The organism is Yersinia sp. 22-579 (assembly GCF_030433455.1).
GTDB lineage: Bacteria > Pseudomonadota > Gammaproteobacteria > Enterobacterales > Enterobacteriaceae > Yersinia > Yersinia enterocolitica.
Genome location: NZ_JAUJTZ010000020.1, coordinates 53,683 through 74,066 on the forward strand (window position 1 = coordinate 53,683; position 20,384 = coordinate 74,066).

Consider the following 20,384-nt stretch of genomic DNA (forward strand, 5'->3'; position numbering starts at 1 on the left):
AGAGAAAATCATGAGGTGTTATTAGCGAAAAGTGAGTTAATAGACTCGCTTAATAACTAACACAATAGATTAGCAATGCTTAACTATTTGAATGTCGAGACCAATCGACTTCGATAATTATCGAAGCCGACTGTTATTACACAGCAAATGTTTACTGACGGATCTTTTGGGCAGTTATAGCCCGGCTAGAAATAATAATTGCTTATGAAATCAACGTTTCCAATCGCGCCATTATGGTTTCAGCGGTAATGGTATCCATGCTTTTTTGCTCGGAAATCACCGCAATCTGATTTTTCCCGTAGCCGCCAATCAAACCAGGGTCCGTTGGGCCGAACAGGGTAATGTTGGGGCGATCCAGTGCAGCGGTTAGATGGCTAAGACCGGTATCAACGGAAACCACCGCTTTTGCACCGGCCAGAACCTCTGCCACCTGCTGGAGACTGAGCTTAGGCAATACCTCGACATGAGGGAAATGCTCCGCCAGCCGCAAAGCGCGCTGATACTCATGCTCCGCACCCCAGGGTAATTTAATTTTTAACCCCGTCGGCACAACCAGCTCAATCAGTTTCCGCCAATGGCTCTCAGGCCAATGTTTACTGTCGCGAGTGGTGGCATGCAGGAAGACCAGATACTGGCCAGCATCGTTGGGTAATTCGCTTAAAAAGCGCTGCGCAATAGCATAATCGCCGACACTTTCTGGTTTGTCATAGCCAAGGCTTTTGGCAAACAGTTGGCGTATGCGCTCAACGGCATGTTGTTTAGTATCAATCTCATGGCGGCAGTTATAAAACCAACTGGCAAAGGGTTCGCGGGCACTTTTGCAATCTGGGCCATGTCGAACCCCTTTGGCGATGCGGGTGATCAGTGCGGCACTCTTAATCAACCCCTGAGCATCAATCACCACATCATAACTGCGCTGCTGTACAACACGTTTAAAATCACAGCGCTCTTGCCGGGTATCACTACCAAACCAATTTTTACGCCAACGGCGGATAGCCACCGGAATCACTTTATCCACCGCAGGATGCCAACCGGGGATTTGGCTGAAACCCTCTTCTACCACCCAATCAAAGCGAATGCCGGGAATGGCATTCATGGCATCAGTCAGCGCAGGTAATGTATGTAAAACATCGCCCATTGATGAGGTTTTAACGATCAATACATGCATTAATCGCCCTCTTTCACAGAGCTAGTTTGTGCTGAGAGTTGCTTCTCAAGGGCAGCCATTACCTGTTCTGGTTGGATATCAATCAAACTCTGATGATAACCCTGCGCGCTGTCACCTTTACGCACTTTGTGATAGCCGGTAATCAGGCGAATAACCGTAGCTTTGTCAGACAGCGGTGGCGTGAAGTCCGGGCTGCTTGGGCCATATAAAGCCACTAATGGCTTATTTAATGCCGCTGCCACATGCATCAAGCCTGAGTCATTACTGACCACGGCGTTACAGGCAGCAATCATTACCACGGCTTGATCCAATGATGTTTGGCCTGCGAAGTTGAGGCAATACTCGCGAGCGCTTTCATCCAGCGCCTGACGGATTTCTTCACCGGCTTCATTATCTTTGGCTGAGCCTAACAAGATGACTTGGTAGCCAGTATCAATCAGTTTCTGGGCCAACGCGGCATAGTGATAATGTGGCCATCGTTTTGCCGGGCCAAACTCTGCTCCAGGGCAGAAACCAATAATTGGGCGGTTATCTGTCAGGTTGAATGACGCAGTAATTTCTGCAATTTCTTCATCCTGAACCTGCAATTGTGGCCATAGCAAAGGTTGAGGTAAATCGTTGGCTGATTGAATGCGTTCTTTATCATAAGCCAATGCGACATAGCGCTGAACCATCATCGGAAACGCTTGTTTATCCAGAATGCGCATGTCATTGAGCAAGAAGTAGCGCATCTCGCCACGCCAGCCAGTGCGCTGTTTAATCCCTGAAAAATAAGGTATCAAGGCAGATTTAAACGAGTTTGGTAACACGTAAGCGCGATCATAGCCTGTTTCACGCAAGGCCAACCCTAAGCGGCGACGCTCCTCAAAAGCAAAAACCCCATGACCTAACGGCATCGGGACGGCATGGCGAACTTCCGGCATTCTGGCCAAAAGCGGACGGCACCACGCGGGTGCCATCACATCAATATCTGCTGCCGGATATTCGGCCTTCAGGGTGCGGTAAAGACTTTGCGACATCATCATATCGCCAACCCAAGAAGGGCCGATGACCAGTATTTTCATACCGTTTATCAATTCCTTGCAGCAAGTTATTTAGACTGAGCGATTGAGCCAGGTCAGGTATTCTTTGACGCCTTCGGCGACGGTTTTGAACGGCTTGTCGTAACCGGCAGCACGCAAATTAGTGAGATCAGCTTGCGTGTATGCCTGATAGCGGCCTTTCAGTTTTTCAGGGAATTCAATGTATTCCACTGGCCCGCTTTGGTGGAAATCCACCACTGCATCAGCAACTGCCTGGAAAGATTCCGCACGACCTGTACCACAGTTGAAAATACCGGATACACCGTTTTGCCAGAACCACAGATTCACGTCAGCAACATCGCCAACATAAATGAAGTCGCGTTTGAAGTTTTCACTGCCGGAGAACAATTTAGGGTTTTCGCCTGCATTGATCTGGTTGTTCAGATGGAAAGCCACGCTTGCCATGCTGCCTTTATGGCCTTCGCGTGGGCCATAAACGTTGAAATAACGGAACCCACAAATCTGTGAATCAGCTTGTGGCAGAATTTCGCGCACATATTGATCGAATAGGAATTTGGAGTAGCCATAAACATTAAGGGGTTGCTCGTACTGACGGTCTTCAATGAAATTATCAGTACGCCCGCCGTAGGTGGCAGCGGAAGAGGCATACAGGAATGGGATTCCACGATCGAGACAGAAATGCAGGATATCTTTAGAATACTGATAGTTGTTATCCATCATGTACTTGCCATCCCACTCAGTGGTGGAAGAACAGGCACCTTCGTGGAAAATCGCGTCGATATCACCCATATCATCACCAGCAACAATACTGGCAACAAAATCTTCTTTATCCATGTAATCAGCGATATCCAGATCAACCAGATTGACGAATTTGGTGCCGTCTTTCAGGTTATCCACAACCAGAATATCTTTATAGCCGATATTATTCAGTGCCTTAACGATGTTGCTGCCAATGAAACCGGCGCCGCCAGTGACGATAATCATCAGGTTCACCCTTGCTAATCTTCTTGGTCGGGCACAATGCCCCACACTCTATTTGCCGTTATCATAACATTTCATAGGATAGCGCACAGCCGGAAGGGGCTAATCTCTCTGTTTCTATGCGGCTTTCGGAATGTTCACCGTGATATGTGCTGCATTTTTCATAATATAAGACAAGGTTTCTCGTCAGTTCACCCTTCAGGCAGTAAAATGTACGGTGAAACTGCCCATTCTGGAGATAACCGCATGTCCCTGCCTTTTGATAGAAACGCCTTTTATCAGCAATTAGAACAACAACTCAAAACGACCCGTGCTGAAGGGCTGTATAAAAATGAGCGGATCATCACTTCTGCTCAGCAAGCAGATATTGCTGTGGCGGATGGTCGCCATGTTATTAATTTCTGTGCCAATAACTATTTAGGTTTGGCAAACCACCCTCGCCTGATCGCGGCGGCCAAAAAAGGCATGGATACTCATGGCTTTGGTATGGCCTCGGTGCGGTTTATCTGTGGTACTCAAGATACCCATAAAGAGCTGGAACAGAAGCTGGCCAGTTTTCTGGGAATGGAAGACGCCATCCTTTATTCATCTTGTTTTGATGCTAACGGCGGTTTGTTTGAAACCCTGCTGGGGCCAGAGGATGCCATTATTTCTGATGCGCTGAATCATGCTTCAATCATCGATGGAGTGCGGCTATGTAAAGCCAAGCGTTATCGCTATGCCAATAATGATATGAGCGAATTGAAAACACAGCTGGAACAAGCCAAAGCAGACGGCGCGCGCCATATTATGATTGCTACTGACGGCGTGTTTTCTATGGATGGTGTGATTGCCAACCTGAAAGGTGTTTGTGACCTGGCTGATGAGTATCAGGCATTAGTGATGGTCGATGACTCCCATGCTGTTGGTTTTGTTGGTGCCAATGGCCGTGGTACTCATGAATACTGCGAAGTGATGGATCGCGTTGATATCATCACTGGTACCTTGGGTAAAGCGCTGGGTGGGGCGTCAGGTGGTTATACTGCCGGCCGCAAAGAAGTGGTTGAGTGGTTGCGTCAGCGTTCACGACCTTATTTGTTCTCAAACTCATTAGCACCAGCAATAGTAGCGGCTTCTATTGAAGTGTTATCACTATTGGAAGACGGTGCTGAACTGCGCGATCGCTTATGGTCAAATGCGCGCTTATTCCGTGAGAAAATGAGTGCCGCCGGTTTCACCTTAGCCGGTGCCGATCACGCCATTATTCCCGTCATGCTCGGTGATGCGACACTGGCGCAAGAATTTGCCAATGCATTGCTGAAAGAAGGCATTTACGTTACAGGCTTCTTCTATCCGGTGGTGCCGAAAGGTCAGGCGCGGATCCGTACCCAGATGTCGGCAGACCATACGCCAGAGCAGGTTGAGCGGGCTGTTGAAGCCTTCATCCGTATTGGTAAACAGCTTAACGTTATTGCGTAAGGAATACTCATGAAAGCATCATCTATGAAAGCGCTGGCCAAACTGAAGGCAGAAGAAGGTATTTGGATGACTAACGTGCCGCAGCCGGAGCTGGGCCACAACGACATCATGATCAAAATTCGCAAAACTGCTATTTGTGGCACTGATGTACATATTTATAACTGGGATGAATGGTCACAAAAAACTATTCCTGTTCCGATGGTCGTCGGTCACGAATATGTCGGTGAAGTTGTGGCTATCGGTCAGGAAGTTAAAGGTTTTAATATTGGTGACCGGGTGTCTGGCGAAGGTCATATTACCTGTGGGCATTGCCGTAACTGTCGCGGCGGTCGTACCCATCTCTGCCGCAATACCGTGGGTGTCGGTGTGAATCGCCCTGGTTCTTTTGCAGAATATCTGGTGATTCCGGCCTTTAATGCCTTCAAAATTCCTGACAATATTTCTGATGAGCTCGCTGCCATTTTTGATCCCTTCGGTAATGCGGTACACACTGCGTTATCCTTTGATTTAGTTGGGGAAGACGTGCTTGTTTCCGGCGCAGGCCCGATTGGTATCATGGCTGCTGCGGTGTGTAAGCATGTCGGCGCTCGTCATGTTGTTATCACTGATGTGAATGAGTACCGTCTGGATCTGGCGCGGAAAATGGGTGTGACTCGCGCGGTTAACGTCAACAATGAAAATCTGAATGATGTGATGGCAGAACTGGGGATGACTGAAGGATTTGATGTCGGTTTGGAAATGTCCGGTGCGCCGCCAGCATTCCGTGCATTGCTTAATTCAATGAATCACGGTGGTCGTATTGCGATGTTGGGGATACCGCCATCTGATATGTCTATCGACTGGAATCAGGTGATTTTCAAGGGGCTGTTTATCAAAGGGATTTATGGCCGCGAGATGTTTGAAACCTGGTACAAAATGGCTGCATTGATTCAATCTGGTTTGGATTTAACCCCGATTATCACCCATCGTTTCTCCATCGATGAATTCCAGCAAGGCTTTGACGCCATGCGTTCGGGTAAGTCAGGTAAGGTAATATTAAACTGGGATTAAAATACCCTTCGGCCTTGAAGCTGCAAGGATGAAAGCGGGGCAGTCAGGTGATGACTGCCCCATTTTACGGATTGTTAGCTTTAGATTCATCGACTGTCGATTTCTCAACCGGAGTCACGGGTACCGCTGGCGGGAAATATTGCTGCCAATGTTGCTGCACAAATGTCACTGCCGGGCTTTGCATCAAGCTCTCGCCTAAAACAATAAACATCTTATCGGCGTAGATTTTCTCTGGAACATAGCTAGCTTTCGCGTTGCATTGCTTGATAGCTTTCAAACGCTGGCCTTTGGCCGGATCACGTGGTTTTGATTTGCCCGGAGAAGCAGTGCCGCTGCCACTATTATTATGTTCAGTAATATTGTGTACCGGTTCATTCAGCAGTGCGCTAGGTCTGACCAATACAATATCGGCAGGTAATTGAGGCAACATCTGTTGCAGCACTTTAATGGTGGCCGGATGTGGGTGCCCAATCGCAATAGCTGAGCCATTACGACGCGCCAGTTCTATTGCGCGGTTAAATTGTTGGCGGATCGCGGCTTCATTTTGTGAGTCATCCAAAAAGACTTTGCGCTTAATCACTTTGACGCCAGTGCCTTCTGCAGCACGGCTGGCTTGGCTATTGCCTATGGTTACACTGTCGAGGAAATAGAGTTGATAGTGATCCAGTACCTGCATGACTTTTTGCATGCCCGGTAAGCTGGAGGTCATGGCGCTGCCCATGTGGTTATTCATGCCGGTAGCGTAAGGGACGTTATTAACCGCCTGGCGAATGATACGCTGGATCTCTTCGCTACTCATTGATGGCTGTAATGTATCGCGCTCCAGAGGTTGCTTGCTCAGCGGTGCCATCGGCAGGTGGATCAGGATTTCTCGCCCTTGATTATGGGCTTTGATAGCCATCTCTTTGGCGTAGGGGGCGTTAGGTAATATAGCCACCGAAATAGGCAGTGGCATCTGTAACACCTTGTTTTCGTTCTGTGGGCGATAACCAAAGTCATCTATAACAATGGAAAGTTTACCCGCTAGTGAGGTGTTAGCGATGAGTAGGGTGCTTACGATGATTAACCGGTGTGTATTGAAATAGCGCAATAGGTGTTCCCTAATGTTGTTCTCTATCTTCCTAACCAAGGTTGTGGGTTAACAGCTTGTCCCTGACGGCGAATTTCGAAATAGAGTGATGGCTCACCCTGACCGCCACTGGTGCCGACTAGTGCTATCGGCTGGCCTGCTTTTACCTGAGCGCCAACATTGACCAGCGCGCTTTGGTTATAGCCATATAAACTCATATCACCTTTGCCGTGCTCAACCACCACGACCAGGCCATAACCCTGCAACCAATCTGCCAGTAGCACCCGGCCATCCGCAATCGCTTTGACTTCGCTTCCTTCCGGCGCGGAAATGACCATACCTTTCCAGCGGAGTTCACCTTGCAAGGCTTCGCCGAAGCGATGGGTTACGTTACCCCGAACAGGCCAGACGGCTTGACCGCCTGGACGCCCCAAGCCACCCGTTCGCGCCATTAATGAGCGCTCACTTTCACTAGGTTTGTAGCTGGAACCAGTTTTCTTGGCTTGTTGTTCTTTGGCTTTAACTTGTTCGCGCACCCGGGCCGCTTCTTTCGCTTCCCGCTCTGCACGGGCTTTGGCTTCACGTTCGGCTTTGGCGATTTGATCGCGCAAACGTGATTCGTTCAGTTTTAGCTCTGCCAGACCTTGTTGATCTTTTTCCAGCGAGACTTCTAACGAAGTGAGGGTTTTCTTGCGTGCAGTTCGAGCTTCTTCCAGCTTTTGCTGCTGAGCTTTCTGCTCATCCAATAAAACTTTTTGCTGGTTTTTCTTTTGCTCCAGCGTTTTTTTCTCAACAGATAAATCGGTGCGGGTTTGTTTCAACTCCTCAATGGATTTTTGTCGAGCTTCATTGAGATAACTGAAATAAGCCAAAATACGCTCACTGCGCTGGCTCTCTTCACCACTTAAAATGAGTTGTAAACCGCTGTGCTGGCCTTGCTTAAAGGCTGCATCAAGTTGTTTTGACAGCAAGTTTTGCTGCTGGGATTGCTGTGTTTGTAGCTTACCAATCGAGGCGGTTAGGCTGGAAATATCTTTGTCTAGTTCAGTCAGGGTACCTTGGGTTTCACGCAAGCTGCGACTGGCCTGAGCAATGGTGTTTTCCTGTTGTTTCAACTGATCGAGCAAGGCACTGCGTTGCTGTTTTTGTTGCTGAACGCTTTTTTCTTTTTCAGCGATATCTTGCTGAATAGTTTTCAACTGGGTTTTGTTATCTGCTGTTTTTGCAGCAGGGGCATCAGCAGCATGGCTGGATAATGGCAACAACAATACGCCAGCGCAAAAAACGCTGGCGTACAGTGCTGACCACGGACGACGCATCAACTTATTCGGTAATGCAGACAAGTGCCCTGTATTGCCGGTGATGGTATCTTCCGTAACCATTGATATTGCAAATGACGCCTTTTCCTTCATAACGAAGGATTATTCCACGATGAACAGCGGCTTACCAGTCATCTCTTGCGGGATTTCCATTTCCATCAGTGACAGCATGGTTGGCGCGATATCAGAAAGTTTGCCACCTTCGACTGCTTTCACTTCTTTATTGCCGACATAAATCAGCGGAACAGGCAGGCTGGTATGGGCGGTGTGAGCCTGGCCAGTCGCCGGGTCACGCATCTGCTCAGCGTTACCGTGGTCTGCGGTGATCAGCAATTGACCATCCACTGCTTTCACGGCAGCAACCACTTGTTCAATGCAATTATCCAGAGTTTCTACTGCTTTTACTGCGGCATCATAATCACCGGTATGGCCGACCATATCGCCATTCGGGTAGTTACAAATGATCACATCATATTTACCGCTGGCGATAGCCCCGACCAATTTCTCAGTCAGTTCTGCTGAACTCATTTCTGGTTGCAGGTCATAGGTTGCCACTTTGGGTGAGTTAATCAGAATGCGATCTTCACCTTTAAATGGCTCTTCAACGCCGCCGTTATAGAAGAAAGTGACGTGAGCATATTTTTCGGTTTCAGAAATGCGCAACTGTGTTTTGTCATGCTTCATCAGCCACTCACCAAAGGTATTCTCCAGTGAAGCTGGCGGATAGGCACAGGCAACTTTAATATCAGCTGCATACTCGGTCAGCATGATAAAATCGCCGAAGTTAACCACTTTATCGCGTTTGAAGCCGTCAAAGTCGGCATTCACAAAGGTACGGGTGATTTGGCGGGCACGGTCAGCACGGAAGTTCATGAATATCAACGCATCACCATCGTTCATAGCCGCGTCAGGTTCGCCAGCGGCCTGAATAACGGTTGGTTTGACGAATTCATCATTCTCATTACGTGCATAAGCTGCTTGCAGGCCGGTAACCGCGTTATCCGCGGTGAACTCGCCTTTTGCCTGAGTCAGCAAGTCGTAGGCCAGCTGTACCCGATCCCAGCGGTTATCGCGATCCATGGCATAGTAGCGGCCAATGATAGAGGCAATGCGGCCTTTACCCAGCGCGGCAAATTTTTCAGTGAATCGTTTCAGTGAAGGCTCAGCACTACGCGGCGGGGTGTCACGTCCATCGAGGAATGCATGTAGGTAAATTGCTGTCGCACCACGTTTGGCCGCCAGTTCAACCATCGCCAAAATGTGGTCTTCATGACTATGTACACCACCGGCAGATAATAGGCCCATGATATGGACAGCTTTGCCTGCTTTAACTGCTTTATCAACGGCGGCAGTCAGGGTTGGATTAGTGAAAAAATCACCATCTTTGATTTCTTTGTCGAGGCGGGTCAAATCCTGGTAAACAATACGACCCGCGCCCAGATTGACGTGACCCACTTCAGAGTTACCCATTTGCCCATCCGGCAAACCAACATCCAGACCTGAAGCGGCAATCAAGGTATGAGGCTGTTGCTGCCATAAACGGTCCATAACCGGAGTTTTAGCATTCAGAATGGCATTATCTTGCTGCTCTTCGCGGTGGCCATAGCCATCCAGAATTGTCAGAACCAGCGGTTTTTTAGTGCTCGACATTGCATAACCTCTTTCTTATTAGAAAGGCGGTAATTTACTACAAAACAGGTTAAAAATAGCCCAAAGAGATCAACATTGGTGTGGGGTTTTGCGTAAAAATCATCAAAGGGACAACAAAACTTCCCGAGATTGCTCGCAGTTTCTGCAATAGCACTTGCATATTGGCTGTATTTGCCGCAACGCGCAGGTATACTCTGTGACCTTGAATATTATCCCCTAACTAACGGGAGTTTTTACCCCCATGTTGCAAGAAATTATGCAATTCATTAGCCAGCATCCGGTGTTGAGCTTGGCTTGGGTGGCGTTGTTCGTCGCCGTCATTTTCACCAGCTTTAAAACGACGCTGTCAAAAGTCAAAGAGATTACTCGTGGTGAAGCGACGCGCCTGATTAATAAAGAAGATGCGGTGGTGGTTGATATCCGCACTCGTGATGATTACCGCAAGGGTCATATCGCCAGCTCAATTAATTTGCTGCCAAGTGATATTAAAAACGGCAATCTGGCTGAGTTGGAAAAGCACAAAGCGCAGCCTGTCATTGTAGTTTGCGCCACAGGGACAACCTCCCGTGCTTCTGCTGAGTTGCTGAACAAAGCTGGTTTTGAGCGGGTGTTTACCTTGAAAGAAGGTATCTCCGGCTGGAGTGGCGAGAATCTGCCACTGGCGCGCGGCAAGTAATATTTATATTCGCTATATCAATAGATTGTAACTTTAACTGAGGTGTACCATGGCGAAAATTGAGATTTATACCAAAGCAACCTGCCCATTCTGTCATCGTGCTAAGGCGCTACTGAACAGTAAAGGTGCCGCTTTTCATGAAATCGCAATTGATAACGACCCAGCCAAACGTGAAGAGATGATTGCTCGTAGCGGGCGGACGACGGTACCTCAGGTATTTATTGATGGGCAGCATATCGGCGGCTGTGATGATTTACACGCCCTGGATGCGCGCGGCGGGCTTGACCCGCTGCTTTAACTCGTCAGTGGGTCCCATTAATGTAATGGAAAGAGCTCACGGCGAAAGTGCTGTTTAATTAAGGACGTCTAACTTTAGGGTATCTATACACATGTCAGAACAAAACAACACCGAGATGGCTTTCCAGATCCAACGTATCTACACCAAAGATATCTCCTTCGAAGCACCAAATGCTCCGCAGGTTTTCCAGCAGGATTGGCAGCCAGAAGTTAAACTTGATCTTGATACTGCTTCCAGTCAGCTGGCTGAAGATGTGTATGAAGTGGTACTGCGTGTGACTGTAACGGCCTCTTTGGGCGAAGAAACGGCATTCCTGTGTGAAGTACAGCAGGGCGGCATCTTCTCCATCGCAGGTATCGACGGTACCCAACTGGCCCATTGCTTAGGTGCATACTGCCCGAACATTCTGTTCCCGTATGCGCGCGAATGCATCACCAGCCTGGTTTCTCGCGGTACTTTCCCACAGCTGAATCTGGCACCGGTTAACTTTGATGCCCTGTTCATGAACTATCTGCAACAGCAGGCTGAAGGCGAAGGTGCTGAACAACGTCAGGATGCCTGATGAACACCACCCATGCTTCAATGACTGTCATCGGTGCCGGATCTTACGGCACCGCATTGGCCATTACGCTGGCGCGTAATGGCCATCAAGTTGTGTTATGGGGTCACGACCCTAAACATATTCAAACCCTGCAACAAGACCGTTGTAACCAGGCGTTCCTGCCCGATGTCCCTTTCCCCGACACCTTGTTATTGGAAACTGACCTGGCACGTGCGCTGGCAGCTAGTCGCGATGTGCTGGTGGTAGTACCCAGCCATGTCTTCGGGGCGGTATTGAACCAGCTCAAACCACACTTACGCCCAGATGCGCGTATTGTTTGGGCAACCAAAGGGCTTGAGGCAGAAACCGGCCGTTTACTGGCGGATGTCGCGCGGGAAGTGCTGGGAGAGAGCATCCCACTGGCTGTTGTTTCTGGGCCGACCTTTGCCAAAGAGCTGGCCGCCGGTTTACCTACTGCAATTGCGCTGGCATCGACTGATGTGCAGTTTAGTGAAGACCTGCAACAGCTGTTGCACTGTGGCAAAAGTTTCCGCGTTTACAGCAATCCTGACTTTATCGGGGTGCAACTTGGTGGCGCGGTTAAAAACGTAATTGCGATTGGTGCCGGGATGTCAGATGGTATTGGTTTTGGCGCAAATGCGCGAACCGCATTAATAACCCGTGGCTTGGCAGAAATGACGCGTCTTGGTTCTGCATTAGGTGCTGATCCCTCCACCTTTATGGGCATGGCAGGGCTAGGTGATTTGGTGCTAACCTGCACAGATAACCAATCCCGTAACCGTCGGTTTGGCATCATGCTTGGTCAGGGGTTAGGTGTACAAGAAGCACAGGATAAAATTGGTCAAGTGGTTGAAGGTTACCGCAATACCAAGGAAGTTCTGGCACTGGCTCAGCGTAATGGCGTCGAAATGCCAATCACTGAACAAATATATCAGGTGCTGTACAGCCACAAAAATGCGCGTGAAGCGGCACTGACCTTATTGGGTCGGACCAAAAAAGATGAGAAAAGCGGCATTTAGTTGTTCAGCTGAAATAAAATAATAAAGATATAGCCACAATCCTTGGCGTTGCCGCTTCAAGGTACAAGGGCGTTAGTCGCTTCGGTCGTTCCCCGAAGTGGCTTGTTTATGGGCAGGAGTATGCAATGTCGTCAGAAGAGTTAGAGCTGGTTTGGAGTAGCATTAAATCAGAAGCGAGAGCACTGGCCGAGTGTGAGCCCATGCTGGCAAGTTTTTTTCATGCGACATTATTGAAGCATGAGAATTTAGGCAGCGCATTGAGTTATATTCTGGCGAATAAACTGGCAAATCCTATCATGCCCGCTATTGCCATCCGCGAAGTGGTTGAAGATGCCTATCGTGCTGATGCGCAAATGATTGTGTCTGCTGCCCGCGATATTTTGGCGGTGCGGTTGCGCGACCCGGCGGTTGATAAATATTCCACGCCATTGCTATATCTGAAAGGTTTTCATGCTTTACAGGCTTACCGTATTGGCCACTGGTTGTGGGCGCAGGATCGGAAAGCACTGGCAATTTACCTGCAAAATCAAGTTTCTGTCGCTTTTGGTGTGGATATCCACCCTGCGGCAACTATTGGTTGCGGCATCATGCTGGACCACGCCACCGGCATTGTGATTGGTGAAACCGCCGTGGTCGAGAATGATGTTTCTATTCTGCAATCCGTCACTTTGGGTGGTACCGGTAAAACCAGTGGTGACCGTCATCCGAAGATCCGTGAAGGTGTGATGATTGGCGCGGGTGCAAAAATTTTGGGAAATATCGAAGTCGGACGTGGTGCCAAAATTGGTGCGGGGTCAGTAGTATTGCAGGCTGTACCTCCCCATACTACAGCCGCCGGTGTGCCAGCTCGTATTGTCGGTAAACCAGAGAGTGATAAACCATCGTTGGATATGGATCAGCACTTCAATGGGATGAGCCATGGGTTTGAGTACGGCGACGGCATCTGATCCCCTTCGTCCTTGAAGCTGCAGGGGTGTTGGCTACGTTCGCTCACCCGAATCACTTACGTGTCGTTGACCTTAGATAAATAAGCTCATCGGGACTCGTTCACTTGCCGCCTACCTGCAACTCCAATTACTTTGGATAGACACCTTTTTATTGAGTTGCCAGCCGACCGCCGACATATTTGGGTCAAAAAAACTATTCTTTCAGTAACGCACCCGGATAACCTAATTGCCGCCAGGCTTCGTACACCACAACAGATACGGCATTTGACAGGTTCATGCTGCGGCTGGCGGCAAGCATTGGAATTCTGATTTTCTGTTGGGTAGGTAATGCGTCCAGAACATTGGGCGGTAAGCCGCGGGTTTCTGGGCCAAACAGCAGATAATCATTCACCTGATAATTCACCGCGCTGTGGGCCGGTGTTCCTTTGGTCGTCAGGGCAAATAAGCGAGCCGGATTTGTGCCAGCAGATTGTGCGCCGTCGAGGTTTTCACTGTCTAAAAAGGCTTGATAGTCATGGTGGTGCTTAATATTAGCAAACTCATGATAATCAAGACCCGCGCGGCGTAAGCGTTTGTCATCCCAGGTGAAACCTAAAGGTTTAATCAGATGGAGCTGGCAGCCAGTATTCGCACATAACCGGATAATATTGCCGGTATTCGGCGGGATTTCGGGTTCAAATAAAACGATATTAAGCATATGTCCCCCAATAATGAGGGGCGTAGGGTACCAGAAACCCCCTCCCTGTGCAGTGGTTGCCTATTCTTGATGGAAGCCGTAAAACAAAAATTTGAAAGCAAGGAGCGGAGTGTGCCAACCGTGGTGTTTTTATAAGCTGATAACCATAGTCAGTATCAATGGGGTATTCATCATGACATCAGTTAGGGGAATTATAGACAATGCACCGGACCCACGTTGGGTTGCCATTGTTAACCGTGATAAAACCGCCGATGGTCAGTTTGTTTATGCGGTGAAAACCACCGGTGTATATTGTCGGCCCTCATGCTCGTCCCGTCAGGCTAAAGTAGAAAACATTGAATTCTATGCTGATAATGATGCAGCAGAGCTTGCCGGTTATCGGCCATGTAAACGTTGCCGACCCACTCAGTTATCCCAAGCGCAGCAGCACGCAGAGAAAATCAGCCAGGCATGTCGATTAATTGAGCAAGCCGAAACGCCCTTTACACTTGATGCACTGGCGACTGAATTGAATCTCAGTGCATTTCATTTCCACCGGTTATTTAAATCCATTACCGGGCTAACTCCCAAAGCGTATACCTCCGCGACCCGCAGTGCGCGTATTCGTCAACAATTGGTGGAAAAGGGTTCGGTGACGGATGCAATTTTTGAAGCCGGGTATAACTCTAATGGTCGTTTTTACGAAAAATCTAATCAGTTATTGGGCATGACGCCGACCCGCTACCGCCAGGGTGGCCGCGATACTGCGCTGCGTTTTGCTGTTGGGGAAAGTTCTCTCGGCGCAATCCTGATGGCAAAAAGTGAACTGGGGATATGCGCTATTTTGTTAGGTGACGACCCGGCCCTGTTGGTGCAGCAATTGCAGGATAAGTTTCCTCAGGCGGAGTTGATCGGTGGGGATGCTGAGTTTGAGCAATGGTTCGCGCAGGTGGTGGGGTTGGTCGAGGCTCCGCAGCTTGGGCTGGATTTGCCATTGGATATTCGTGGCACGGCATTCCAACAGCGAGTTTGGCAAGCATTGCGAGAAATACCGGCTGGAGATACTGCCAGCTATGCTGATATCGCCGCTAAAATTGGTGCACCGAAAGCGGTACGAGCGGTGGCGGGTGCTTGTGCTGCCAACATGTTAGCTGTTGCTATTCCTTGCCACCGGGTCATTCGCCAGGATGGCGCATTGTCAGGCTATCGCTGGGGGATTGAGCGCAAGAAGCGGTTGCTGGAAAAAGAGCAGCAGGAAGCGGAAACCAGGGATCAGCCCGATCCGGCATGATCGGCTTGTCGAGATGATACCTTGCGCACTTGGCATTGCAGCTAACAAGCCAGGTGCGCAAGAAGTGCATTAAACTTTAAGTGGATGCAGTGGTAGCCAGATTATCAGGCGTAGCCCGCCTAATGGGCTGTCCTCGGCTCGCACCCAACCGCGATGCTGATTAACCGCCGTTTCCACAATAGCCAATCCCAAACCTGTCCCGCCAGACTCACGATCTCGCGCTTCATCAGTGCGGTAGAATGGTCGGAATATCTGTTCACGGTCTTCTGGGCTGACACCTGGCCCATCATCATCGACAGTGATGGTTATCCCTTGGTTATCCGAACTGAACGCCACGGCAATGTGATGGTGGGAGTAACGCAGCGCATTACGCACGATATTCTCTAGCGCGCTGTCAAGGGCCGCAGGATTGCCAAATAAGGTCCAAGGCCCCGGTGGGGCAGTCACTTCCAATGTTTTGCCCATTTGGTCAGCTTCGAACTGCGCGTTTTCCAGCACATCAGACCAAAGTTCATTGGCCTTAATCGGCTCGCGATGTAACTCGTTTTTATGCTGACTACGGGATAACACCAGTAAATCGTTGATCATGCTATCTAGCCGTTGCGCTTCCATTTCAATGCGCTCCAGTTCCTTACCTTCACCATGACGGCGGCGCATCAGCGCAGTCGCCAATTGCAGGCGGGTTAGTGGAGTACGCAATTCATGGGAGATATCAGAAATCAGCCGTTGCTGGGCTACAACCATCCTGTCGAGTGCACTGATCATCTGGTTAAAACTGGCACCGGTGGCCAAAAACTCTTGTGGCCCGGACTCCAGCTCAGGGTGCTGTTTCAGGTTACCTCGTGCTACATCATCAGCGGCATTTTTCAACTTACGCGCCGGTTTTGCCAGACTCCATGCCAGCCATAACAGCAGCGGTGCACTGATGAGCATGGTGGCAATCAATAACAACAGCGGCCGGTCAAACATCAAATTAATAAAATCTGATTGTGGGCTGCTGGCAGGGCGCAGCAGATAGAGTTGATAGTTATCCTCTCCATCGCGAATAGAGAATGGCCCGACCATCTCAACGCGGCCATATTTTTTCTTTTTCGGCTGATCTGAGTTATCTGACTGCCCGATAAAGTTACGCACCATTTGCATTTCGTGACGCTGAGCCCCGATGACACGGCCCTCGGTGGTCACTAATACTAAATGTTGACCCGGCGGTGCCCACTTTTCTATGGCGCGATAAAGCCTGCGCCACCACATGAGATCGTTGGCCGGGTCGCTGGCCAGTTCGGCCTCAATGTGTTGCTCCAGCATCGTTCCCTGACGCTGTTCGCTATCGAGTAAGGTGGTCATTTGACGCGAATCGAGCTTTGGCACCATCAACACCAGCATTAATACCAGCGCTAAGGTAAACCAGAAAATCGCAAAAATTCGCGCCGTTAAACTGTTAATCATGTTTCAGAGACCATCAGATACCCGCGCCCGCGCAGGGTTTTAAACCAAGGTAGCCCGTCTTTACGATCTGGCAACTTACGGCGTAGGTTTGAAATATGCATATCAATAGCACGGTCAAAAGGCGTCAATCGTTTGCCCAGCACTTCCTGGCTGAGATGTTCGCGTGAGACCACTTGGCCGAGGTGCTGAGCCAACAGGTAGAGTAAGGTAAATTCAGTCCCGGTCAGTTCCAGAGACTGCCCTTCAAAGCTGGCTTCTTGACGGCCCGGGTTCAATTGCAGGCAATCAACTTCCAGAGTTGGCGCGCCTTGGTCGACATTTTGCTGCTGCTCACTCCAGTTAGAGCGGCGCAAGATAGCCCGAATGCGTGCCACCAGTTCACGGTCATTAAACGGTTTTGCGAGATAATCATCCGCCCCCAGCTCCAGACCCAGAACCCGATCCAAATCACTACCACGAGCCGTCAGCATAATCACTGGGGTCTGGTGGTGTTGACGTAACTCTTTCAAGGTTTCGATACCGTTTTTGCGTGGCATCATAATATCAAGTAATAACAAGTCGATAGAACTGTCCAGCAGGTTTAATGCTTGTTCACCATCGTGAGCAACAACAACATTGAAACCTTCCATTTCCAATAATTCTTTCAACAGCGACGTCAGTTCACGATCATCATCAACTAATAGGATTTTATGCATGATTGTTTCTCCTCTTGACGCAAAATACGTTATCAATTGCCGGTATTCCATGACTTTACTTAGCTTTACATGCCCTGACTCCAGTTTTACATGCACTGACGCTAGTTTGCAGCCGGGCCGGTAGACTGCTCCTCATTGAATCGCAGAGCAGTAAATCGCTTAGCAGATAGAACCCAGGAGTTAAATGATGCGCAAAGTAACTAAAGTAGCAACGTTAATCATGGCGTCAATGTTAGTTCTCGGCTCTCAAGCCGCCTTCGCCGGTGATAAGGCTGGGGCCACTGATGGCTGGTGCCACGGTGACGGTGCGATGATGAACAAGAAAGACGGTCGCGGTCACCATAACATGTTTGATGGCGTCAATCTGACCGAACAGCAACGCCAGCAAATGCGTGACCTGATGCGCCAGTCTCGCCAAGACCAACCTCGAGTTGATCTCGCTGACCGTGAAGCAATGCACAAGCTGATTACCGCAGACAAATTCGACGAAGCTGCTGTAAGAGCGCAGGCCGAGAAAATGTCTAAAGACCAGATTGACCGTCAGGTCGAAATGGCCAAGGTACGTAACCAAATGTTTAACTTGCTCACACCAGAGCAAAAAGCTGCCCTGAACCAAAAGCACCAGCAGCGCATTGAGAAAATGCAGCAGGCGCCAGCAGCACAACCTTCTTCTGCCCAGAAGTAAGTAGTACCCAGTAATACCCTGTTTTCCTTGCCATAGACACCATCCCTGTCTTTCGCCCTCCATGATGGAGGGCTTTTTTTTGTCTCAATTCCGTTATACTAATAACCCCTGAATATTATTCGGAATGAGTTATGGATCCGCAATATGCGCGCCTGGTTAAAGCCGCTGCGCTCAGTGCCACTGTACTGGCATCAATCTTACTGATAATTAAAATTTTTGCCTGGTGGCATACCGGATCAGTGAGTTTGTTGGCCGCGTTAGTTGACTCACTGGTGGATCTGGCCGCTTCTTTGACCAACCTTTTTGTGGTGCGCTACTCGCTGCAACCCGCTGATGAAGAACACACTTTTGGTCATGGTAAGGCCGAATCACTGGCCGCGCTGGCGCAAAGTATGTTTATTTCTGGTTCGGCATTATTCCTGTTCCTGACTGGTTTTCAGCATCTGGCCTCACCGGAGCCATTGCAAGACCCAGGCCTTGGTATCTGGGTCACATTAATCGCATTATTCAGTACATTGATATTAGTTACTTTTCAGCGCTGGGTAGTACGAAAAACGCAAAGCCAGGCCATTCGAGCTGATATGTTGCACTATCAATCTGACGTCATGATGAATGGTGCTATTCTTATTGCATTGGCATTGAGTTGGTATGGGTTTCATCGGGCGGATGCGTTGTTTGCATTGGGGATTGGGGTTTATATTCTCTATAGCGCACTGCGTATGGGGTATGAGGCGGTGCAAGCCTTGCTGGATCGCGCATTACCTGATGATGAACGGCAGGAAATTATCAATATTGTGACGTCATGGCCGGGTGTGATTGGCGCTCATGACTTGCGTACTCGTCAGTCGGGGCCGACACGCTTTATCCAGCTCCATCTCGAAATGGAAGATATGTTGCCGTTGATGGAAGCGCATATTCTGGCAGATCAAGTGGAACGGGCATTATTACATCGGTTCCCTGGAGCCGATATCCTTATCCATCAAGATCCCACTGCTGTGGTGCCAAAAGAACGTCATGCGCATTGGGAGTTATAATTTATTCATCAGTTATTGCTACATTAACTATTGCTACATTAACTACAGGTAAACTGTGGTTACATAATGGTTCAATCATGAAGAAAATACCGCCAAATGGCATGACTTGAATCAATTCAGCTTGGTGTTTTTGCTATAATATTCGATATTAAGCTCATCAAGCTGATTTTCTGTACTGTTCACCTGTGCAAGACATAATCGGCAAATAAAGAATTTTAAAAAATCGCATCTACAAGTTCAGAGGTAGTCATGGTCAAGAAAATCGGTGTACTAACAAGCGGCGGTGATGCGCCAGGTATGAACGCAGCCATTCGTGGGGTTGTTCGTGCTGCTTTATCAGCAGGATTGGAAGTTTACGGTATTGAAGATGGCTATCTTGGCTTGTTTGAGAATCGCATGAGGAAGCTGGACCGCTATAGCGTGTCTGACATGATTAACCGCGGTGGTACCTTCCTCGGTTCAGCGCGTTTCCCAGAGTTCCGTGATCCGGAAAAACGTAAAGTCGCCTTACAGAACATGAAAGAGCGTGGCATTGATGGCCTGGTGGTTATCGGTGGTGACGGTTCTTATGCCGGTGCAGACTTGCTGACCAAAGAAGGTGGTATTCACTGTGTCGGCTTGCCAGGCACCATTGATAACGATGTGGCCGGAACTGACTATACTATCGGTTTCTTCACCGCACTGGGTACCGTGGTAGAAGCTATTGACCGCTTACGTGATACCTCTTCTTCACATCAGCGCATTTCCATTGTTGAAGTGATGGGCCGTTATTGTGGCGATTTGACACTGGCGGCGGCGATTGCTGGGGGCTGCGAGTTTATTGCGATCCCTGAAGTTGAATTCAAACGTGAAGATTTGGTTGCTGAAATCAAAGCGGGCATCGAGAAAGGTAAAAAGCACGCTATCGTTGCTATTACCGAAAAACTGGACAATATCGACGAGCTGGCTAAATACATTGAACAAGAAACCGGCCGTGAAACTCGTGGCACTGTGTTAGGCCATATCCAGCGCGGTGGTGCTCCGGCTCCTTATGACCGTATTCTGGCTTCCCGCATGGGCGCTTATGCTGTTGACCTGTTGTTGGAAAATCATGATTACTCACGCGGTGGCTTCTGCGTTGGTGTACAGAACGAGAAGATGGTGCATGAATTAATCTCCGTTTGTATCGCGCCAGAAAACAAGAAAAGTAAATTTAAAGAAGATTGGTACGATACGGCGAAAAAACTGTTCTAAAACAGTTAATAGCCCGAAAACAAAGCCTCCGCTCGCGGGGGCTTTTTGCATTTAACCGCTTGTATATTTCATATTGGTATAATC

Annotated in this window: 20 protein-coding genes; 11 read left to right on the forward strand and 9 right to left on the reverse strand. The window is 49.0% G+C overall.

Translation table 11 applies throughout. The annotated features are described in order from the left end of the window. Positions 1-202 precede the first annotated feature (202 nt). From rfaC to rfaD, 3 genes are read right to left on the reverse strand one after another with little or no spacing between them, the layout of a single operon-like run. Positions 203-1,168: a lipopolysaccharide heptosyltransferase RfaC gene (gene rfaC / locus QSV56_RS19765; protein ID WP_046049966.1), complete on the reverse strand. Its 966-nt coding sequence runs from the start codon at positions 1,166-1,168 to the stop codon at positions 203-205. Next, entirely contained in the window at positions 1,168-2,232 is a 1,065-nt protein-coding gene (gene rfaF, locus QSV56_RS19770) for an ADP-heptose--LPS heptosyltransferase RfaF (protein WP_019080306.1), read from the reverse strand. Before rfaF ends, rfaC begins: the two co-directional genes overlap by 1 nt. A 30-nt stretch (positions 2,233-2,262) precedes the next feature. After that, positions 2,263-3,195, reverse strand: a complete 933-nt coding sequence (rfaD, locus tag QSV56_RS19775) for an ADP-glyceromanno-heptose 6-epimerase (protein ID WP_011815275.1) — start codon at positions 3,193-3,195, stop codon at positions 2,263-2,265. 243 nt (positions 3,196-3,438) lie between these two features. On the opposite strand from rfaD, the gene kbl reads away from it, so the two are divergent. Both kbl and tdh read left to right on the forward strand, forming a co-directional pair. Continuing rightward, on the forward strand, positions 3,439-4,650 hold the full coding sequence (gene kbl / locus QSV56_RS19780) for a glycine C-acetyltransferase (RefSeq protein ID WP_026017935.1): 1,212 nt from the start codon (positions 3,439-3,441) through the stop codon (positions 4,648-4,650). A gap of 24 nt (positions 4,651-4,674) precedes the next feature. Continuing rightward, entirely contained in the window at positions 4,675-5,700 is a 1,026-nt protein-coding gene (tdh, locus tag QSV56_RS19785; RefSeq protein WP_026017934.1) for an L-threonine 3-dehydrogenase, read from the forward strand. Positions 5,701-5,764: 64 nt separating this feature from the next. Here the strand turns inward: tdh and QSV56_RS19790 are convergent, their stop codons facing one another. The 3 genes from QSV56_RS19790 to gpmM are packed head-to-tail and all read right to left on the reverse strand — an operon-like array spanning position 5,765 to position 9,738. Then, entirely contained in the window at positions 5,765-6,790 is a 1,026-nt protein-coding gene (locus tag QSV56_RS19790; protein ID WP_046049967.1) for a divergent polysaccharide deacetylase family protein, read from the reverse strand. Positions 6,791-6,813: 23 nt separating this feature from the next. Then, complete coding sequence (envC, locus tag QSV56_RS19795) at positions 6,814-8,181, reverse strand: murein hydrolase activator EnvC (RefSeq protein ID WP_019080301.1); 1,368 nt, start codon at positions 8,179-8,181, stop codon at positions 6,814-6,816. A gap of 9 nt (positions 8,182-8,190) precedes the next feature. Next, positions 8,191-9,738 carry a 2,3-bisphosphoglycerate-independent phosphoglycerate mutase gene (gpmM, locus tag QSV56_RS19800; RefSeq protein WP_019080300.1) on the reverse strand — a complete coding sequence of 516 codons (1,548 nt, stop codon included), beginning with the start codon at positions 9,736-9,738 and terminating at the stop codon, positions 8,191-8,193. Positions 9,739-9,979: 241 nt separating this feature from the next. Here gpmM and QSV56_RS19805 point away from each other — a divergent pair, with 241 nt between their 5' ends. The 5 genes from QSV56_RS19805 (at position 9,980) to cysE (ending at position 13,240) form a co-directional block, all read left to right on the forward strand. Next, positions 9,980-10,414, forward strand: coding sequence for a rhodanese-like domain-containing protein (locus QSV56_RS19805; RefSeq protein WP_011815278.1), 435 nt, complete (start codon positions 9,980-9,982; stop codon positions 10,412-10,414). Between the two features lie 49 nt (positions 10,415-10,463). After that, positions 10,464-10,712, forward strand: coding sequence for a glutaredoxin 3 (gene grxC / locus QSV56_RS19810; protein ID WP_005164717.1), 249 nt, complete (start codon positions 10,464-10,466; stop codon positions 10,710-10,712). Between the two features lie 91 nt (positions 10,713-10,803). Then, positions 10,804-11,274, forward strand: coding sequence for a protein-export chaperone SecB (secB, locus tag QSV56_RS19815; RefSeq protein WP_005164715.1), 471 nt, complete (start codon positions 10,804-10,806; stop codon positions 11,272-11,274). Next, complete coding sequence (gpsA, locus tag QSV56_RS19820; RefSeq protein ID WP_011815279.1) at positions 11,274-12,293, forward strand: NAD(P)H-dependent glycerol-3-phosphate dehydrogenase; 1,020 nt, start codon at positions 11,274-11,276, stop codon at positions 12,291-12,293. Before secB ends, gpsA begins: the two co-directional genes overlap by 1 nt. A 125-nt stretch (positions 12,294-12,418) precedes the next feature. Continuing rightward, positions 12,419-13,240, forward strand: coding sequence for a serine O-acetyltransferase (gene cysE / locus QSV56_RS19825; RefSeq protein WP_005175907.1), 822 nt, complete (start codon positions 12,419-12,421; stop codon positions 13,238-13,240). A 193-nt stretch (positions 13,241-13,433) separates the two neighbouring features. Here the strand turns inward: cysE and trmL are convergent, their stop codons facing one another. Further along, positions 13,434-13,937 (reverse strand): tRNA (uridine(34)/cytosine(34)/5-carboxymethylaminomethyluridine(34)-2'-O)-methyltransferase TrmL, encoded by a 504-nt coding sequence (gene trmL, locus QSV56_RS19830; RefSeq protein ID WP_046049969.1) that lies wholly within the window; start codon positions 13,935-13,937, stop codon positions 13,434-13,436. A gap of 193 nt (positions 13,938-14,130) precedes the next feature. On the opposite strand from trmL, the gene ada reads away from it, so the two are divergent. Further along, complete coding sequence (gene ada, locus QSV56_RS19835) at positions 14,131-15,207, forward strand: bifunctional DNA-binding transcriptional regulator/O6-methylguanine-DNA methyltransferase Ada (protein WP_154388983.1); 1,077 nt, start codon at positions 14,131-14,133, stop codon at positions 15,205-15,207. A gap of 69 nt (positions 15,208-15,276) precedes the next feature. Here the strand turns inward: ada and cpxA are convergent, their stop codons facing one another. Next, a complete protein-coding gene (gene cpxA / locus QSV56_RS19840; RefSeq protein ID WP_019084388.1) occupies positions 15,277-16,653 on the reverse strand; it encodes an envelope stress sensor histidine kinase CpxA in 1,377 nt (458 codons plus the stop codon). Continuing rightward, positions 16,650-17,348: an envelope stress response regulator transcription factor CpxR gene (gene cpxR, locus QSV56_RS19845; protein WP_005164706.1), complete on the reverse strand. Its 699-nt coding sequence runs from the start codon at positions 17,346-17,348 to the stop codon at positions 16,650-16,652. The genes cpxA and cpxR overlap by 4 nt, the downstream gene beginning before the upstream one ends. Positions 17,349-17,535: 187 nt before the next feature. Between cpxR and cpxP the strand changes: the two genes are divergently transcribed. The 3 genes from cpxP (at position 17,536) to pfkA (ending at position 20,300) form a co-directional block, all read left to right on the forward strand. Further along, a complete protein-coding gene (gene cpxP, locus QSV56_RS19850; RefSeq protein ID WP_019080295.1) occupies positions 17,536-18,033 on the forward strand; it encodes a cell-envelope stress modulator CpxP in 498 nt (165 codons plus the stop codon). Positions 18,034-18,164: 131 nt separating this feature from the next. Beyond that, positions 18,165-19,067 carry a CDF family cation-efflux transporter FieF gene (fieF, locus tag QSV56_RS19855; protein WP_005175896.1) on the forward strand — a complete coding sequence of 301 codons (903 nt, stop codon included), beginning with the start codon at positions 18,165-18,167 and terminating at the stop codon, positions 19,065-19,067. Positions 19,068-19,316: 249 nt separating this feature from the next. Continuing rightward, positions 19,317-20,300 carry a 6-phosphofructokinase gene (pfkA, locus tag QSV56_RS19860; protein ID WP_019080294.1) on the forward strand — a complete coding sequence of 328 codons (984 nt, stop codon included), beginning with the start codon at positions 19,317-19,319 and terminating at the stop codon, positions 20,298-20,300. Positions 20,301-20,384 lie beyond the last annotated feature (84 nt).

Bases quoted from the DNA above. Each gene is read 5' to 3' on its own strand.
- rfaC (WP_046049966.1), bottom strand. From the start codon at position 1,168: ATGCATGTATTGATCGTTAAAACCTCATCAATGGGCGATGTTTTACAT.
- rfaF (WP_019080306.1), bottom strand. From the start codon at position 2,232: ATGAAAATACTGGTCATCGGCCCTTCTTGGGTTGGCGATATGATGATG.
- rfaD (WP_011815275.1), bottom strand. From the start codon at position 3,195: ATGATTATCGTCACTGGCGGCGCCGGTTTCATTGGCAGCAACATCGTT.
- kbl (WP_026017935.1), top strand. From the start codon at position 3,439: ATGTCCCTGCCTTTTGATAGAAACGCCTTTTATCAGCAATTAGAACAA.
- tdh (WP_026017934.1), top strand. From the start codon at position 4,675: ATGAAAGCGCTGGCCAAACTGAAGGCAGAAGAAGGTATTTGGATGACT.
- envC (WP_019080301.1), bottom strand. From the start codon at position 8,181: ATGAAGGAAAAGGCGTCATTTGCAATATCAATGGTTACGGAAGATACC.
- gpmM (WP_019080300.1), bottom strand. From the start codon at position 9,738: ATGTCGAGCACTAAAAAACCGCTGGTTCTGACAATTCTGGATGGCTAT.
- QSV56_RS19805 (WP_011815278.1), top strand. From the start codon at position 9,980: ATGTTGCAAGAAATTATGCAATTCATTAGCCAGCATCCGGTGTTGAGC.
- grxC (WP_005164717.1), top strand. From the start codon at position 10,464: ATGGCGAAAATTGAGATTTATACCAAAGCAACCTGCCCATTCTGTCAT.
- secB (WP_005164715.1), top strand. From the start codon at position 10,804: ATGTCAGAACAAAACAACACCGAGATGGCTTTCCAGATCCAACGTATC.
- gpsA (WP_011815279.1), top strand. From the start codon at position 11,274: ATGAACACCACCCATGCTTCAATGACTGTCATCGGTGCCGGATCTTAC.
- cysE (WP_005175907.1), top strand. From the start codon at position 12,419: ATGTCGTCAGAAGAGTTAGAGCTGGTTTGGAGTAGCATTAAATCAGAA.
- trmL (WP_046049969.1), bottom strand. From the start codon at position 13,937: ATGCTTAATATCGTTTTATTTGAACCCGAAATCCCGCCGAATACCGGC.
- cpxA (WP_019084388.1), bottom strand. From the start codon at position 16,653: ATGATTAACAGTTTAACGGCGCGAATTTTTGCGATTTTCTGGTTTACC.
- cpxR (WP_005164706.1), bottom strand. From the start codon at position 17,348: ATGCATAAAATCCTATTAGTTGATGATGATCGTGAACTGACGTCGCTG.
- cpxP (WP_019080295.1), top strand. From the start codon at position 17,536: ATGCGCAAAGTAACTAAAGTAGCAACGTTAATCATGGCGTCAATGTTA.
- fieF (WP_005175896.1), top strand. From the start codon at position 18,165: ATGGATCCGCAATATGCGCGCCTGGTTAAAGCCGCTGCGCTCAGTGCC.
- pfkA (WP_019080294.1), top strand. From the start codon at position 19,317: ATGGTCAAGAAAATCGGTGTACTAACAAGCGGCGGTGATGCGCCAGGT.